The 14,294-nt window shown below is 66.1% G+C and carries 16 protein-coding genes and 1 tRNA gene; 5 read left to right on the top strand and 12 right to left on the bottom strand.

Annotated elements, in window-relative coordinates:
- Positions 1-92 precede the first annotated feature (92 nt).
- Positions 93-875 (top strand): MipA/OmpV family protein, encoded by a 783-nt coding sequence (locus G7078_RS10460; RefSeq protein ID WP_166095811.1) that lies wholly within the window; start codon positions 93-95, stop codon positions 873-875.
- Here the strand turns inward: G7078_RS10460 and G7078_RS10455 are convergent.
- Together G7078_RS10455 and G7078_RS10450 are read right to left on the bottom strand one after the other, a co-directional pair.
- On the bottom strand, positions 872-1,888 hold the full coding sequence (locus tag G7078_RS10455; RefSeq protein ID WP_425505250.1) for an NAD(P)H-dependent flavin oxidoreductase: 1,017 nt from the start codon (positions 1,886-1,888) through the stop codon (positions 872-874). The genes G7078_RS10460 and G7078_RS10455 overlap by 4 nt on opposite strands.
- Complete coding sequence (locus tag G7078_RS10450; protein ID WP_166095809.1) at positions 1,885-3,132, bottom strand: aspartate kinase; 1,248 nt, start codon at positions 3,130-3,132, stop codon at positions 1,885-1,887. Before G7078_RS10450 ends, G7078_RS10455 begins: the two co-directional genes overlap by 4 nt.
- 53 nt (positions 3,133-3,185) lie before the next feature.
- Here G7078_RS10450 and ubiG point away from each other — a divergent pair, with 53 nt between their 5' ends.
- Positions 3,186-3,917, top strand: a complete 732-nt coding sequence (ubiG, locus tag G7078_RS10445; RefSeq protein ID WP_166095806.1) for a bifunctional 2-polyprenyl-6-hydroxyphenol methylase/3-demethylubiquinol 3-O-methyltransferase UbiG — start codon at positions 3,186-3,188, stop codon at positions 3,915-3,917.
- Here the strand turns inward: ubiG and G7078_RS10440 are convergent.
- From G7078_RS10440 to G7078_RS10425, 4 genes are all read right to left on the bottom strand, one after another.
- Positions 3,914-4,585, bottom strand: coding sequence for a glutathione S-transferase family protein (locus G7078_RS10440; protein ID WP_166095804.1), 672 nt, complete (start codon positions 4,583-4,585; stop codon positions 3,914-3,916). The genes ubiG and G7078_RS10440 overlap by 4 nt on opposite strands.
- A 35-nt stretch (positions 4,586-4,620) precedes the next feature.
- Positions 4,621-5,004 carry a hypothetical protein gene (locus G7078_RS10435; protein ID WP_166095802.1) on the bottom strand — a complete coding sequence of 128 codons (384 nt, stop codon included), beginning with the start codon at positions 5,002-5,004 and terminating at the stop codon, positions 4,621-4,623.
- Between the two features lie 102 nt (positions 5,005-5,106).
- Positions 5,107-5,907, bottom strand: a complete 801-nt coding sequence (locus G7078_RS10430) for an undecaprenyl-diphosphate phosphatase (RefSeq protein WP_166095799.1) — start codon at positions 5,905-5,907, stop codon at positions 5,107-5,109.
- Positions 5,908-5,913: 6 nt separating this feature from the next.
- The gene (locus G7078_RS10425) at positions 5,914-6,864 is read right to left on the bottom strand and encodes a complex I NDUFA9 subunit family protein (RefSeq protein WP_166095797.1); all 951 of its coding nucleotides are present in this window, start codon (positions 6,862-6,864) and stop codon (positions 5,914-5,916) included.
- Positions 6,865-6,952: 88 nt separating this feature from the next.
- Between G7078_RS10425 and G7078_RS10420 the strand changes: the two genes are divergently transcribed.
- Positions 6,953-7,039: transfer RNA gene (locus G7078_RS10420), tRNA-Leu, on the top strand.
- 46 nt (positions 7,040-7,085) lie between these two features.
- Here G7078_RS10420 and G7078_RS10415 read toward each other — a convergent pair.
- Both G7078_RS10415 and G7078_RS10410 read right to left on the bottom strand, forming a co-directional pair.
- Positions 7,086-7,451 (bottom strand): response regulator, encoded by a 366-nt coding sequence (locus tag G7078_RS10415; protein WP_206367450.1) that lies wholly within the window; start codon positions 7,449-7,451, stop codon positions 7,086-7,088.
- Positions 7,448-9,814 carry a PAS domain S-box protein gene (locus G7078_RS10410; RefSeq protein ID WP_166095794.1) on the bottom strand — a complete coding sequence of 789 codons (2,367 nt, stop codon included), beginning with the start codon at positions 9,812-9,814 and terminating at the stop codon, positions 7,448-7,450. Before G7078_RS10410 ends, G7078_RS10415 begins: the two co-directional genes overlap by 4 nt.
- A 165-nt stretch (positions 9,815-9,979) precedes the next feature.
- On the opposite strand from G7078_RS10410, the gene G7078_RS10405 reads away from it, so the two are divergent.
- Positions 9,980-10,672 carry a pirin family protein gene (locus G7078_RS10405; RefSeq protein ID WP_166095792.1) on the top strand — a complete coding sequence of 231 codons (693 nt, stop codon included), beginning with the start codon at positions 9,980-9,982 and terminating at the stop codon, positions 10,670-10,672.
- A gap of 595 nt (positions 10,673-11,267) precedes the next feature.
- On the top strand, positions 11,268-11,987 hold the full coding sequence (locus G7078_RS10400) for a hypothetical protein (protein ID WP_166095790.1): 720 nt from the start codon (positions 11,268-11,270) through the stop codon (positions 11,985-11,987).
- On the opposite strand, the gene G7078_RS10395 is transcribed toward G7078_RS10400, so the two are convergent.
- From G7078_RS10395 to G7078_RS10380, 4 genes are read right to left on the bottom strand one after another with little or no spacing between them, the layout of a single operon-like run.
- Positions 11,984-12,607: a DNA-3-methyladenine glycosylase family protein gene (locus G7078_RS10395; RefSeq protein WP_166095787.1), complete on the bottom strand. Its 624-nt coding sequence runs from the start codon at positions 12,605-12,607 to the stop codon at positions 11,984-11,986. The genes G7078_RS10400 and G7078_RS10395 overlap by 4 nt on opposite strands.
- Positions 12,608-12,609: 2 nt before the next feature.
- Positions 12,610-13,356 carry a 23S rRNA (guanosine(2251)-2'-O)-methyltransferase RlmB gene (gene rlmB, locus G7078_RS10390; RefSeq protein WP_166095784.1) on the bottom strand — a complete coding sequence of 249 codons (747 nt, stop codon included), beginning with the start codon at positions 13,354-13,356 and terminating at the stop codon, positions 12,610-12,612.
- 47 nt (positions 13,357-13,403) lie between these two features.
- Positions 13,404-13,853, bottom strand: a complete 450-nt coding sequence (locus G7078_RS10385) for a hypothetical protein (RefSeq protein WP_166095782.1) — start codon at positions 13,851-13,853, stop codon at positions 13,404-13,406.
- A gap of 44 nt (positions 13,854-13,897) precedes the next feature.
- Positions 13,898-14,251: a hypothetical protein gene (locus tag G7078_RS10380; protein WP_166095781.1), complete on the bottom strand. Its 354-nt coding sequence runs from the start codon at positions 14,249-14,251 to the stop codon at positions 13,898-13,900.
- Positions 14,252-14,294 lie beyond the last annotated feature (43 nt).

The following is a 14,294-nucleotide window of genomic DNA, read 5'->3' as shown; positions in this document are numbered from 1 at the left end:
CCATGCGCTACCAGATGGCGCGGCTGCCTGTCACTTGCACAAATCGTTTTGGAGCCGTTGCAACTTCATTCGGGCTGGGTGGTTTGAGCCGGATGCGCCTCCTCCTCACCGTCGCCTCTGTCATCCTCGTCGCCGTACCGGTTGCGGAAGCCTCCGCCCAAGCAGTCGGAACCTATCGCGTGCGCGCCGGCCTGGGCGCCCAGATGCGTCCTGAATATCTCGGCTCCGACGGGCGCGAATGGGCGCCATATCCCAAGGTTTCCATCGCCAAGGGCGACGAGCCGTTCGGCTTCGGCGCGCCCGACGACAGCTTCGGGATCAAGCTGGTCCGCAGCGGTGGCTTTTCGATCGGTCCGGCGGCCAAGATTCGCTCCGGTCGGAAAGACTCCGACGTTGGCTTGCCGCTGGGCAAGGTCGACCGCGCGGTAGAGATTGGCGCCTTCGCCGAACAGCAGGTGAGCAAGTCCTTCCGGCTTCGCGGCGAAGTGCTGAAGGCGGTCAGCGGCCATGACGGGTTGGTCGGCAGCTTGGGCGCCGATTACGTCAATCGCGACGGCGACAAATATCTGTTCTCGATCGGCCCGCGCCTGCGACTGGCCGACAAGAAGTTTCACGAAGCCTATTTCGGAGTCACGCCGCAGGCCGCGCTTGCGACCGGGCTGGACGCCTATAATCCGGGCGGCGGAATCTATGCCGTGGGCATGACGTCCAGCGCAAACTACGCGCTGAATAAGGATTGGGGATTGTTCGGCTACGGTCGCTATGACCGGCTGGTCGGCGACGCCGCCAAATCCCCGGTCATCCGCGACATCGGATCGCGCGATCAGTTCTCGGTCGGCGCCGGGCTGACCTACACCTTTAACGTCAAGATCTAGCCGCGGCTCTCCAGCGCGGCCGCGGCCTCGTCCGCCAGCTCGCGCAGGATGTCGGCGACCGGTTCTTCCTGCTTGACCATGCCGACCGACTGGCCGGCCATCACCGAACCGGTCTCGACATCGCCGTCGATGACCGCGCGGCGGAGCGCGCCGGCCCAATAATGCTCGATCTGCAGCTGCGCCTCAGCCATTTCCAGCTCGCCGCCGTCCAGTTGACCCGCGATTTCGCGCTGCTTGGCGGCGAAGCGTTCGGTTTCCTTGTTCTTCAGCGCCCGGACGGGGATCACCGGCAGCCGCGGGTCGATCTGAACGGACAGGACGGCGTCGCGGGCCGAAGCGCGGATGAACGCTTTCTTGAAATTGGGATGGGCGATGCTTTCGTTCGCGCAGACAAAGCGGGTGCCGATCTGGACCCCGACCGCGCCCATTTCCAGATAAGCGGCAATCGCTTCGCCGCGGCCGATCCCGCCTGCGACAAACACGGGTATGTCCTTGGCGACGTGCGGCAGGATTTCCTGCGCAAGCACGGTGGTGGACACTGGCCCGATGTGGCCGCCGGCCTCCATCCCTTCGATGACCAGCGCGTCGACGTTCGACCGCATGAGCTTCTTGGCCAGCGACAATGCGGGGGCGAACGCCATCAGCTTCGCGCCGCTGGCCTTGATCCGCTCAATCGCCGAGCCGGGCGGGAGCCCGCCGGCGAGCACGATGTGGCCGACGCCATGCTTGGTGCAGACGTCGATCAGCTCGCTTAGCTGCGGGTGCATGGTGATGAGGTTGACGCCGAACGGCTTGGCGGTGCGCGCCTTGGTCTCGGCAATTTCCGTGTCGAGCAGCTCGGGAGTCATTGCGCCGCAGGCGATGACTCCGAAACCGCCGGCGTTGCTGATCGCCGACACCAGGCTGCGCTCGCTGACCCAGCTCATCGCCCCAGCCATGATCGCCAGTTCGCAACCGAGGAACTCGGTACCGCGGTGCATCAGTTCGTTCAGGCGGTCATGCCCCATGCTCATGCTGCCTGTCCCTGGGAGTTGGCCGGCGCGTCGAGGCCAAACGCGGTGTGGAGGACCCGGACGGCAACATCCAAGGCGTCTTCCGCGATCAGCGCGCTGACCTTGATCTCCGATGTGGTCACGGCGAGCATGTTAATCCCCCGCTCGGCTAGCGTGTCGAACATCCGCGACGCGAGTTGCGGGTTGGAACGGATACCGACGCCGACGATGCTCACCTTGGCGACGGCATCGTCGCACAGGATTTCGCTGAAGCCGATCGCCGACTGTTCCTGCTCGATAGCCGAACGGGCCTGCGCCAAGGCGGCGCGCGGCACGGTGAAGGTCAGGTCGCTTGCCTCACCGGCGCGGGTCGCGGCGTGAACGATCATGTCGACGGAGATGCCAGCTGCGGCCAGGGGCTTCATCACCGTCGCCACCGTGCCGGGCCTGTCGGCGATGCCGGTCAGCGTGATCCGTGCTTCGTTGCGATCGGCGGCGATGCCGGCGATTTCGTTTCTTTCCATCTCGGCTCCTGAAAGATCGGCAACGATATCGGTGCCCGGCACGTCTTCGAACGCGGATAACACGCGCAGCGGCAATTTCGCCCGCATCGCCAGGCCGACCGACCGCACCTGCAGCACCTTTGCGCCGACTCCGGCGAGTTCAAGCATCTCCTCGAACGTCACCTGGGTCAGTTTCCGCGCGCGCGGGACGATGCGCGGGTCGGTCGTGTAAACCCCGTCGACGTCGGTGTAGATGTCGCAGCGGTCGGCCTTTACCCCGGCGGCGATCGCGACCGCCGAAGTGTCGGAGCCGCCGCGTCCAAGGGTCGCGAGCCGCCCGTCTTCAGACACGCCCTGGAAGCCTGGAATGACGGCGACGGTGCCGGCGTTGAGCGCTTCGTCGAGGAGGGCGGATTCCACCGCATCGACCCGGGCATTGCCGTGGACCGCAGACGCGCGAACCAATTGCCAGCCCATGAAGCTGCGTGCCGCCACACCCATGCCTTGAAGGGTCATTGCCAGCAGCCCCGCGGTCACTTGCTCGCCCGAGGCGACGACGACGTCATATTCCTTTGGGTCCGACAGCGCCGACGCTTCGCGGCACAATTGCACAAGCCGGTCGGTCTCGCCGGCCATCGCGGAAACGACGACCAGCACCTGGTTGCCGGCTTCGGCCTCGGCCCGGACGCGCGAGGCGACGTTGCGGATACGCTCGATGCCCGCCATCGACGTGCCGCCGAATTTCATCACGATCCGGGGCATGGGACGGGCGCTTGCTCCTTGGGCTAACCGGCGCGCCCTGTTAGGAGTGGCGCATGGTTGAGACAAGCATCCTGCCCGCCGAGGTCGCCCAGTTCGCGGCGTCGGCCGGGGACTGGTGGGACCCCAATGGTTCGCAGGCGATGCTGCACAAGCTGAACCCGGTGCGGCTCGGCTACATCCGCGATCGCATCGACCAGCATTGGGCGCTGGACGAAAGCAGCTTCAGACCGCTGGAAGGCAAGACTGCGCTCGACGTCGGCTGCGGCGCCGGGCTGCTCGCCGAACCGCTGGCCCGGCTTGGGGCGAGCGTCATGGGCGTCGATGCGGCCGCCGAGCTCATCCAAGTCGCCAGCGCCCATGCCGGCCGGCAGGGATTGGACATCCGCTATCGCGCGGGGGAGCTTGAAGAGGTCGAAGGGCAATTCGACCTTATCACCGCGCTTGAAGTGATCGAACATGTCGCCGACCCGGCGGCCTTCGTCGGCGCGGTCGCCCGGCGGCTGGCCCCAGGCGGCCTCGTCATCTTTTCGACCCCGAACGCCACGGGCTGGTCGAAGCTGTTGACGATCACCTTGGCCGAGGGGCTGGGACGCATTCCCAAGGGGACGCACGATTTCGGCAAGTTCATCGGTCCCGACCGGATGAAGCAGCTGCTCGCCAATGCCGGGCTCAAGTGCTGCGACATCGAAGGGATCGCCTGGTCGCCGACTCGCGGGCTTCATCTCAGCGAGGACGTGCGGTTGAACTACCTCATCGCCGCCACGCAGGCCGCGCAGCCAGCCTAGAAATCGACCTTGTCGTAGTGCTGCGGCGGCACGATCACTTCCATCCGCTCGCCCAGCAACGGCCGGAAGCAGGGCCGCGACTTCATCACCGAATACCAGTCCTTGGTCTGCTTGTGCCCGCGCCAGTCGAGGGCGCCGAGGTAATCGATGACGCTAAGGTGGGCGGCGGCGGTGAAGTCGGCGAGGCTGAGGCCGGGACCGGCGAGCCAGCGGCGGTGGTCGAGCAGGTAATCGATATAATCGAGATGGCCATTGGCGACCCGCATGGCGTCGCGAAGGATGCGCGTGTCGGGGCTCTCCTTGCTGACCAGGCGCTTGCGCATCCGCTCGTTCATCAGGGGCTCGACCGCTTCGCGAAACAGCTTTTCGTCGAACCATTCGACCAGCCGCCGAATCTCGGCCCGAAGCGCGGCATTGCCGTGGATCATCGGCATCTTGTCGACCGTTTCGTCGAAATATTCGACGATGGGCTGGCTCCCGATCAGCGTGATGCCGGCGTCGGGGTCGACGATGACCGGCGTCTCGCCGGCGGGATTGAGGTCGATGAACTCGTCGCGCCGCTCCCACGGGTTTTCGCGCACCAGCTCATGGGCAATGCCCTTCTCGCCCAGCACCAGCCGGACTTTTCGGGAAAAGGGACAAAGGGGAAATTGAAACAGCTGCCACATGGCCGGCGCACCTTTAGCGCGCCCGGCTCATGCGTCTAGCGCTTCGGATAGGTCGGTGAGGGCATGTTGGCGCCGGCACGCTTCGCCGCGTCCGCCGCCTGCTGCAGGCCACCCATCATCTGCGGCAGCGCCGCGACCAGGGCCTTCATGCTGGCTTCCAGCATCGGCCCAGCCTGCGCGACCTGCTGCTTGAGGTTGCGTTCGAAGTTGGGATCGTCGCGGCGACCCATGTCGCGGACCGTCATCCGCTTCTCGGCCGCAGTCGCCCTGCGGCCTTCAAGCGCGGCCTGAAGCTCTCCGACCTTCAGGTCGAGCAGCACGCCGGGAAGCGCCTGCACCGCATTGCCGAGTTTGTTGATCGTCGCCGGATCGCTGAGCTCGCTAGGTACCTGGATCGGCGCCGCAGGCGGCTGCGCCATTGCGGGTGCGGCAAGCGCAAGGAGAGGGGCTGCAAAGAACGCGACACGCATATCGAAACCTCCGTCGGCGCGAACTTTAGCACCGGTGGAAAGCAAATGAAATCAGCGCATTGTCAGCCAGGCCAAAGCCGCTGCACCGGCAATGATCCGATACCAGGCGAAAGGCGCGAAGCCGTAGCGGGTGACGACCGAGATGAACGCCTTCACCACCACGATCGCGACCACGAACGAAACCGCGCTGCCAAGCAGGATCCAGCCGGTCATGTCGGCCGTCAGCGTGTCGCCGTGGCGGAACAGCTGCATCGCCGTCGCGCCCGACAGCGTCGGCACGGCCAGGAAGAAACTGAACTCGGCCGCCGTCTTGCGGTCGACGCCAAGGCTCATGGCGCCAAGAATGGTCGCCCCCGACCGGCTGACGCCCGGGATCATGGCCAGGCATTGCACCAGCCCCACGCCCACCGACTGGCGCAAGGTGAGGTTGGACACGCCGTCGCAATCCTGCGGCTTCGCGAGCTTTTCGATCAGCAGGATGGCGAAACCGCCGATGATCAGCGCCCAGGCGACGATCACTGCGTTTTCGAGCATCGCGTCGATGATATCGCCGATCATCAGCGCGATGATGACGGCTGGCAGGAAGGCGATCAGGAGATTGCGCGTGAACCGCCAGGCGGACGCTTCGCGCTTGAACATCCCGACCAGCACGTCGCGGAAGGTGCGCCAGTAGAGGACGACCACGGCAAGGATCGCGCCCGGCTGGATGGCGACGTTGAACAAGGCCCAGCGATTGGCATCGAAGCCGAGCAGTTCGGTGGCGAGGATCAAATGCCCGGTCGAGGAGACCGGCAGATATTCGGTGAGCCCCTCGACAATGCCGAGGAGGATGACAAGCAGCAGGATCGGCATCGCGCGCTAGGCCGCCTGGTCGACGGCGTCGGCGGCAAAGCGCCCGCCCTGACGGAAGCGGCCAAGCCATTCCGGGGCAACGGCGGCGAATGCGGTCGGCTCGATCCCGAAGGCCTCCAGGCCCATGGATTTCTCCGCCGGAAGATTGTCGGATTGAAGCAGTTTCCACTGCTCGCGGGTCAGTGGCGCCCCCGGCAGGAAGCCGAACCACGACAGGATCGACGAAGCAAAGTTTGGCATCGCGACGAGGTCCGGCTCCCGCCCGGCCGCGCGCGTGGAGACAGCGTAAATGTCCTCCATCGTCATCACTTGCGGCCCGCCGATGTCATAGTCGTGGCCGCCGTGCTTCGCCGGGTCGAGCGCAGCCATCGCAATCGCTCGGGCGACGTCCTTGACGTAAACCGGCTTGAATCGGCGCTCCGACGCTACGACCGGCAGGACCGGCAAGCGCGACAAGGCACCCAGCCGGTTGGTCAAATCGTCCTCCGGCCCGAAGACGATCGACGGGCGGACGATGGTGGCGCCGGGGAATGCGGCACGGACGGCAGCTTCGCCCTCCGCCTTGGTCCGGGCATAAGGCGCGTCGGACGAAGCATCTGACCCGATTGCTGAAATGTGGACCAGGGCGCCCGCGCCGGCTTCGCGCGCGGCCTTGGCGACAGCCCCCGCACCGTGCGCGTTGACCGCGCCCGACCTGGCCCCGAACACGCCGCACAGGTTGATGACCGCGTTCGCGCCGGCAACCGCCGCGCGGATCGAGGCTTCGTTCGTCACATCGGCGCGAACCGCGCCCCATTGCCCGGGACTGGCAAGCGGCTGGATGACGTGCGCGAGCCGCGGATTGCGGGAGGCGACGCGAACCCGGACGTCTTGCTGAAGCAGGTACTCGCACACATAGCGGCCGATGAAGCCGGCGCCGCCGAAGACGGTGACGATGCGATTGTCGCGATTGATCATGGCGAGCGGCGATAGCGCGTCCTGCGCCGTTGACAAGGCGGGAGCCGCCCCTCTAAGCGCCGCCGCCTACCACTCAATCTGATCCCGTGCCCAGGTGGCGGAATTGGTAGACGCACCAGCTTCAGGTGCTGGCGCTCGCAAGGGCGTGGAGGTTCGAGTCCTCTCCTGGGCACCATTTCCTGCCGGCGGCGGTCGCTCGACCGTGCGGGTGCAGGGAGGGGTCAATTCTGGCTGAGCAGGTCGGTCAGCACGCGCTCCAATTGATCCTTGCGATAGGGCTTGGGCAGGATCTCGACCGGGCTGCCGTCCCATTCGACCCCGCCTTCGCCGTAGCCGCTGGCAAAGACGAACGGCACTTCGCGGCGCTCGAGCTCCCGCGCCACGGTGTAGCTGCGGGCGGAGTTGATGTTCACGTCGAGCACCGCCGCGTCGATCTCGCTGCCGGTCGCAAGGGTCATTGCTTCGTCGAGGTTCATGGCCGGCCCGACCACCGAGCAGCCGAGCTCGATCAGCATATCCTCGACGGAAAAGGCGATGATCGCCTCATCCTCCAACAGCATGACACGCTTGCCACGAAGCAGGGTCACGGCCGCACCTGCGGCAGCGGCGCGTCGACGGTGCAGATCACGCCGGAAGGCTCGAACTGCATGCGGACGCTTCCGCCAAGCTCTGCGGCAAGCCCGCGTTCGATCATGCGCGTGCCGAAGCCGCGCCGGCTCGGCGGCTGTACCGGTGGGCCGCCGAACTCGGTCCACTGCAAGTTAAGCCGCCCCCCGCTGACCCGCCAGGTGACGGATACCTTGCCTTCGGGCGACTGCAGGCTCCCGTATTTCAAGGCATTGGTCGCAAGTTCGTGGATCGCCATTGCCAGTGACACGCCGGTCTTGGGCGGAAGGAGCAAGTCAGGGCCGTCCAGGAGGAGGCGCCCGTCGCCCGGCGAGACTGCGGCCAGCGTCGCGCCGATCAATTCGCTCAGCGGCGCGGCTTCCCAATTCTGCCGGGTCAGGATGTCGTGCGCCGCGCCGAGGGCGCCGAGCCGACCTTCGAAGGCCGCGCGCATCTCCTCCAGCGTTTCGGTGCCGCGGAAGCTTTGCAGAGCGACGCTCTGGACGATGGCGAGCAGGTTTTTGGCGCGGTGGCTAAGCTCGTCGATCAGCAACCGCTGGTGCTGTTCGGCCTTCTTGCGCGGCGTGATGTCGACCGCGGTACCGATCACCCGGACGCAGGTGCCGTGGTCATCGAACACGCCGCGTCCCTTGGCGGCGACCCAGCGGGTGACGCCGTCTTCCTTGCCGACGGTGCGATATTCGACATCGTAAAGCGTGCGCTTGGCGGGATCGGCGGCTTCCGCGAAGGCCGCGGCCGTCGGCTCGATGTCGTCGGGGTGAACGCCGGCGTAAAAGTCCTCAATCGAGACCTCGACGTCCGGGCTAATCCCGAACATCGCCTTGACCCGCTCCGGCCAGAACAGATGGTCGTGAACCGGGTCAAAGTCCCACAGCCCGATTTCGCCAGCCTCGATCGCCAGCCGAAGCTGTTCCTCGTGCAGCTTGAGCCGCTGCTCGGACTCGCGGCGCTCGTCGATGTCCATCACCGAGCCGACGTAGCCAAGATAGGTCCCGTCAGCGGCAAAGCGCGCGGCGGCGGCGTCGATCGTCCAGCGGTACAGGCCATCGGCGCGGCGAACCCGGAATTCGGTGCTATAGTCGCGCTGTTCGGCGTTGGCCGACACGAATGCGGCCTGGGCCCGCGGGCGATCGTCGGGGTGCACCGCTTCCAGCCAGCCGTAGCCTTCGCCGGCGCCCGGTTCCTGGCCGGTGAATTCATACCAGCGTTGGTTGAGGTAGGTGCACTTGCCGTCGGGGTCGGTGACCCAGATCATGATCGGGGCCGAATTGGCGACGGTGCGGAAGCGCTGCTCGCTCTCTTGCAATGCAGCCTGCGATCGCGTGCGTTCGATATAGGCCCAGCTGCGCTCGGTCGTTTCCCGGATCAGGGTCAGTTCGCCATCGGTCCAGTCGCGCGGTTTTGAATCGTGGGCGGCCATCAGCGCAGTCAGGTTGCCGTCCTTGATGAAGGGCATGCAAACGGTTGCCTGCAGGCCCAGGCCGAGGAAGGCGGCGGCTTCGTCTGGACCGAGGTCCACCAGCGTATTGCGGGTAATCAGCGGTCGCCCGGCGTGCAGCTCCCGGTTGGCGGTCTCGCCGAAATCGGCCAGGCTGTAGGTGCCGACGATGCTCTTGAACCCGGGCTGGGCCCAGTCGCCACGGATGGTGAACGTGTCTTCGTCCGGCTCCATGTCGGCGTAAGCGCAGTCCACGACCTGCAGGTGCTGACCAAGCAAGCGGGCCGTCGTCGCCATGATTTCATGAGGATCGGACAGTTCGCGCGCCTCGCTCGCCAGTCGGTCGAGGAACTGAAGCCGCTCCGCTCCCTCACGCAATGCGCGCTCGGCAAGGACGTGGGCGGTGGTTTCGACGACGATCGCAAGAACGCCCTCCGGTTCCCCCGAATCACCGATCACCGGCGAATAATCGAGGTTCATCCAAACCCGTTCCGCCTCTCCAGTGCGAAAGAGCGTGAGTTCTTGGTTGCGATATTGAAGCGTGCCGCCGGCCAGTCCGACCTTCATCACATTATCGTTGAAGTCGGCGACCTCGGGCCATCCTTCGCGGACCTTCGAACCAAGGAGCTGGGGATGACGACCGCCGGCAATGCCTGAGTAAGCGTCATTGTAGAGCATGATGCCGTCTTCGCCCCACAGCATCACCATCGGCACCGGGGAACGCAGCAGCAACGCGGTCGCGGTCCGCAAGCTTTGCGGCCATTGGTTGGGCGGGCCGAGCGTGTCGGACCAGTCGCGCGCCGCGATCAGCGCTCCACATTCGCTGTCGTCGAGGAAGCCGGTGGTTGACCCGCTTGCTGGCCGCATGTCGCTATGTTCGTTCATCCGTCCCGCACGCAACCCTTGGGCTTGTGTCGATGGAGCTAGCCCGGATCAGGCACGGAGAGAAGTGGGCGATGGACCATGTTCATCGGTTCGGCCGAAGCCGGCTGGGCGGCCAGTGACACCGGTGATACTTGAAGGCCCGGCGCAACGTGCCATTTCGGTTGCATGATCGACATTCGACCCTTCAGCAGCCTTGGCCATGCCGACCACGGCTGGCTTGATGCCCGCCACCATTTCTCCTTCGCCAGCTATCACGATCCCGCCCGGATGGGCTGGGGCGCGATCCGAGTCTGGAACGACGACCGGATCGCAGCCAGGAGCGGCTTCCCGCCGCATCCGCATCGCGACATGGAAATCGTCACTTACGTTCGCACCGGCGCGATCACGCACCAGGATTCGATGGGCAACAAAGGGCGCACGGGCGCTGGCGACGTGCAGGTGATGAGCGCCGGCACCGGAGTTACGCACGCCGAATATAACCTGGAGGACGAAGCGACCACCTTGTTCCAGATCTGGATCGAGACCGACAAGCCGAATGCCGAACCCGCGTGGGGCGCGATGCCGTTCCCGAAGGACAGCCGTGAAGGGCAGTTCCAACTGCTGGCCAGCGGCGCATCCGACGACGGCACGCTGACGATCAATGCCGATGCACGAATCCTGGGCGCGAGCATCAAGGCGGGCGAGGCGATTGCCTATGCCGCCGACCCATCCCGGCACCTCTATCTCGTTCCTAGCGGGAAGGTGCGGGTGAACGGCCACGACGCAGGCCCCCGCGACGGCGTTGCGGTGACCGGCGAGCAAGCGCTGATGATCGAGGCGGAAGAAGACGCCGAACTGGTGCTGGTCGACGCCCGTTAATCCAGGCTGTGCTTGAAAGGGGGCGCCGCGGCGGTCATTGAACCGGCGCGCGCAGCAGAGTGCCGAACCCGCCGACTTATCCCTTTCATTGAGGCCAATGAGAACAGCGCAGCGAATCCTAATTGCAGCCGTGGCTGCCGTACTACCGTTGGTGGGAACGGGGGCGCGTGCGCAAAATGTCGTCACGCCGCCCGCACAAGTTCCCACCAACAGCGCTGGGCCGGCGATTAGGCAGGGCGGCGACCTGCGCAACTTCGACCTGCAAGGGCGGGTTACTCGTCCCGCGCCGGAGCAATCCGCGCCGACACCATCCACGGTTATTGCTTCACCGCCTACACCGCGTGCAGCGCCGGATCGCGCTTCACCGTCGAGACCGGTCCAACCCCAAGCTGCCCCGCCAAGTCCAAGCCGGCCCGACGCGGCGCCTGCTCGGACCCACAGCGGCCCGGCGCGGGCGCCGTCGCTGCAGGATTTCGAATTGCCTGCGTCGCCCGGTGGAGCGGGGTCGGTCACGCTGCCTGCGACGCCTGAGGTGGCCGGTAACGAGCCAGTCATTCCAAACATCGCACCTGCGGACGATAGCGAGCCGGGCTTGATGTCGATGCTCCCTTGGCTGGTTGCGGCTCTTGCCCTTGCCGGGGCGGGCGCCTTCTTCCTGTACCGCCGTCGCGCTCGCCCGGCCTACGCGGGCAACGGCGGCCAGCAGTTCGCGCTCGAGGTTCCGCCTTCACCACCCGCAAAGGCGCCCGCCCCGCCTCCGCCGCCGACTGCTGCGCCGGCGCCTCCCGCAGCCAGGGGAGGTGTCGTTGCATCGAGCTTGCGACCGTGGATCGACCTGGAATTTCATCCCGAACGGGTGGTCGTCGACGCGGCGGTCGCGACGCTCGAATTCAGCCTGGTGATCGTCAACAGCGGCGCCGCCGTGGCGCGCGAAGTCCTGGTCGAAGCAACGATGCTCAACGCCAGTGCCGGGCAGGATCAGCGCATCGCCAGTTTCTTTGCCAACCCGGTCGGGCAGGGCGAGTCGATCCCGACGGTCGCGCCGTTCCAACGGCTGGAAGTCCGAAGCTCGACGCCGGTCAGGCTCGACCAGTTGGAGGCCCTGCAAATCGAGGGCCGAAGCCTGCTGGTGCCGATCGTGGCGCTGAATGCGCTTTACCGGTGGGGCGGCTCAAGCCGGGGGCAAACGTCGGTCAGCCACCTGATCGGCAAGGACACCGGCGGCGACAAGCTCGCACCCCTCCGGCTCGACCTTGGGCCGCGCGTCTTCCGGGCGCTAGCCTCGCGCGCGCATCGGCTTGGAGTGCGTCGCTAAAGCGCGGTCCCGACGGCGTTGTAGCTGTGCCAGGCAAGGATTGCGGCGGCCCCGCGATGCGGGCGCCACTTCTCCGCTGCTTCCCGAAGCTGCTTCTCGGTCGGCTTGTCCGGCAGGTTGAGGAGGCGCCCGATCGAGATTTGCACCGCAAGGTCGCCGGCGGGCCAGACGTCCTGGCGGCCTTCCGCGAACAATAGATAAATTTCGGCCGACCAGCGGCCGATCCCCTTGATCCGGGTCAGCAGGGCGATGGCCTCTTCATCATCGGCGGGAAGCTGGTCGAGCTTGAGCTCGCCCGACGTCACCAGGGCGGCAAGGCTGCGGATATAGCCCGCCTTCTGCCGGGAGATGCCCGCCGCTCGCAAAGCCTCGTCGGAGGCGTCGACCAGGAGGTTGAGATCGGGCGGAGATCTGAAAGCCGCTTCGAACTTGGTCCACATCGATCGCGCCGCGGCGACGCTGACCTGCTGCCCGACGATGGTTCGAAGCAAGGTGGTTGCGCCAGGGGGGCTCGACCGCGGTTCCGGGTGGCCATGGCGCTCGATCACCTGGGCGAACGCCGGCTCCTGAAGCGCCAGTTCGGCGAGGCTTTTCCCGAGGCTGTCGACGGTCCGAACCATGGCTAGTCGGCGGCCGTCGCGGCAGCATAGAGGGCGACCGCGGCGGCGTTGGAGACGTTCAGGCTCTCGATCGCGCTGTTGATCGGCAGCTTGGCGAGCACGTCGCAATGCTCGCGCGTATTCTGCCGCAAGCCGGGCCCTTCGGCCCCGAGCACGAGGGCGACTCGTGGTGCGCCGAGCGCGGCCTTGATCTCGTCCTTCGCATCGCCAGCCAGGCCAATGCGCCAGAAGCCCGCCTCGGCGATGTCGTCCAGCGCGCGGGCAAGGTTGACCACTCGAACCCAAGGCACGGTTTCGAGCGCGCCCGAGGCCGCTTTCGCAAGCGCTCCGCTCTCCGGTGGGGAATGGCGGTCCTGGGTGACGATCCCGATCGCTCCGAACGCCGCCGCCGAGCGCAGGATGGCGCCGACATTATGCGGGTCGGTGACCTGGTCGAGCACGAGCAGCGTCGCACGTTCCGGCGCTTCCCCGAGAATGTCGTCGATCCACACATCCTCGAGCGGCTCGACCTCGATCACCACGCCCTGGTGCGGCGCATCGCCCGGCACCAGCCGGCCGAGGTCGGCGACATCGGCAAAGGTCATCGGCACGTCGGGCGGGAATTGCATGAAAGTCGCCGCATCGCGCGTCGACCAGGCTTTCAGCACCCGGCGGTTGGGATTGTCGAGGGCAGCGGCGACCGCATGCTTGCCCCACAGCCGGGGGCGGTTGGCGGATCCGTGCTGGTGCGATTTCTTGCGGCGAGACATGGTTCCGCCATGTCACTGCGCCGCGCGGGACGCAACGCGCGCCGGTTTCAAGCCGGATGAAGCTGCGGATCGTCCACCCGCCCGGCCACGGACCGGCGATGCGTCCGCCAGGTGCCGATAAGGATGATGAAGAGGATCGGGTAACTCCAGACGACCGCCGCGGCGGCGTAGACCTCGGAGACCAGTTCAGGCCGCATCGCCTTGATCAAATGGGACATCGTCATCGTCAGCTGAAGGCCCGCGACCCAAAGCGGCCAGAAACGGTTCGACCGCACGGCAATTCCGACGAATGCGGCGAGCATCGCGATATCGATCCCCAGGAGCGTGTAATCGGTTGAACTGTAGCGAGCGCTGGGCGGCGGGATCACCAGAACCGTCGTCACGGTAGCCAGGAGGCAAGCGATAGCGGCCACACGCTCGTCGGTGCGCCCGCGCCAGCAGGCGTACCCAACGATGGACAGCAGCAGCGCCCAGAAAAGGATGTAGTGAGGGATCATCGGCGTTTGACCGGACCACATCGCTGCGGCCCGGTCAAAACTCCTTAGCCGACGACGCGCAGCGCGGGGAACACTTCGCCGGTGGAAGGATCGGGGCATTCCTGCCCGTCGCCCCAGCTGACCGTGCGCAGACCCGGCACGACCTTCTTGGTTTCCGCCAGTGCGGCGTGGCAATTGCCGATCCCGCCGCGCGCCGCGACCAGACCGGTGGTCGCCGCGACAAGCTGCTCGAACGCGCTGTGGCTGGTGGTGAAGCCGACGCCCGTGACGCTTCGGGCGCGGACCATCTTGGCCTGCAGCTCAGCGATTTCGGCAAGGGCGGTTTCGATGCTTTCCTCGACCGCACGGACTTGCGTTGCGACTTCGAAGGCGGCGTTTTCGATCATTTGTTTGCGCATGACTGCTCCTTCTCCGAAGCGCGGTGCGCTTGGAGTGAATGTC

It is taken from the genome of Sphingomonas sinipercae (assembly GCF_011302055.1).
GTDB classification, from domain to species: Bacteria; Pseudomonadota; Alphaproteobacteria; order Sphingomonadales; family Sphingomonadaceae; genus Sphingomicrobium; species Sphingomicrobium sinipercae.
This window is presented reverse-complemented; position numbering and strand designations above follow the sequence as displayed.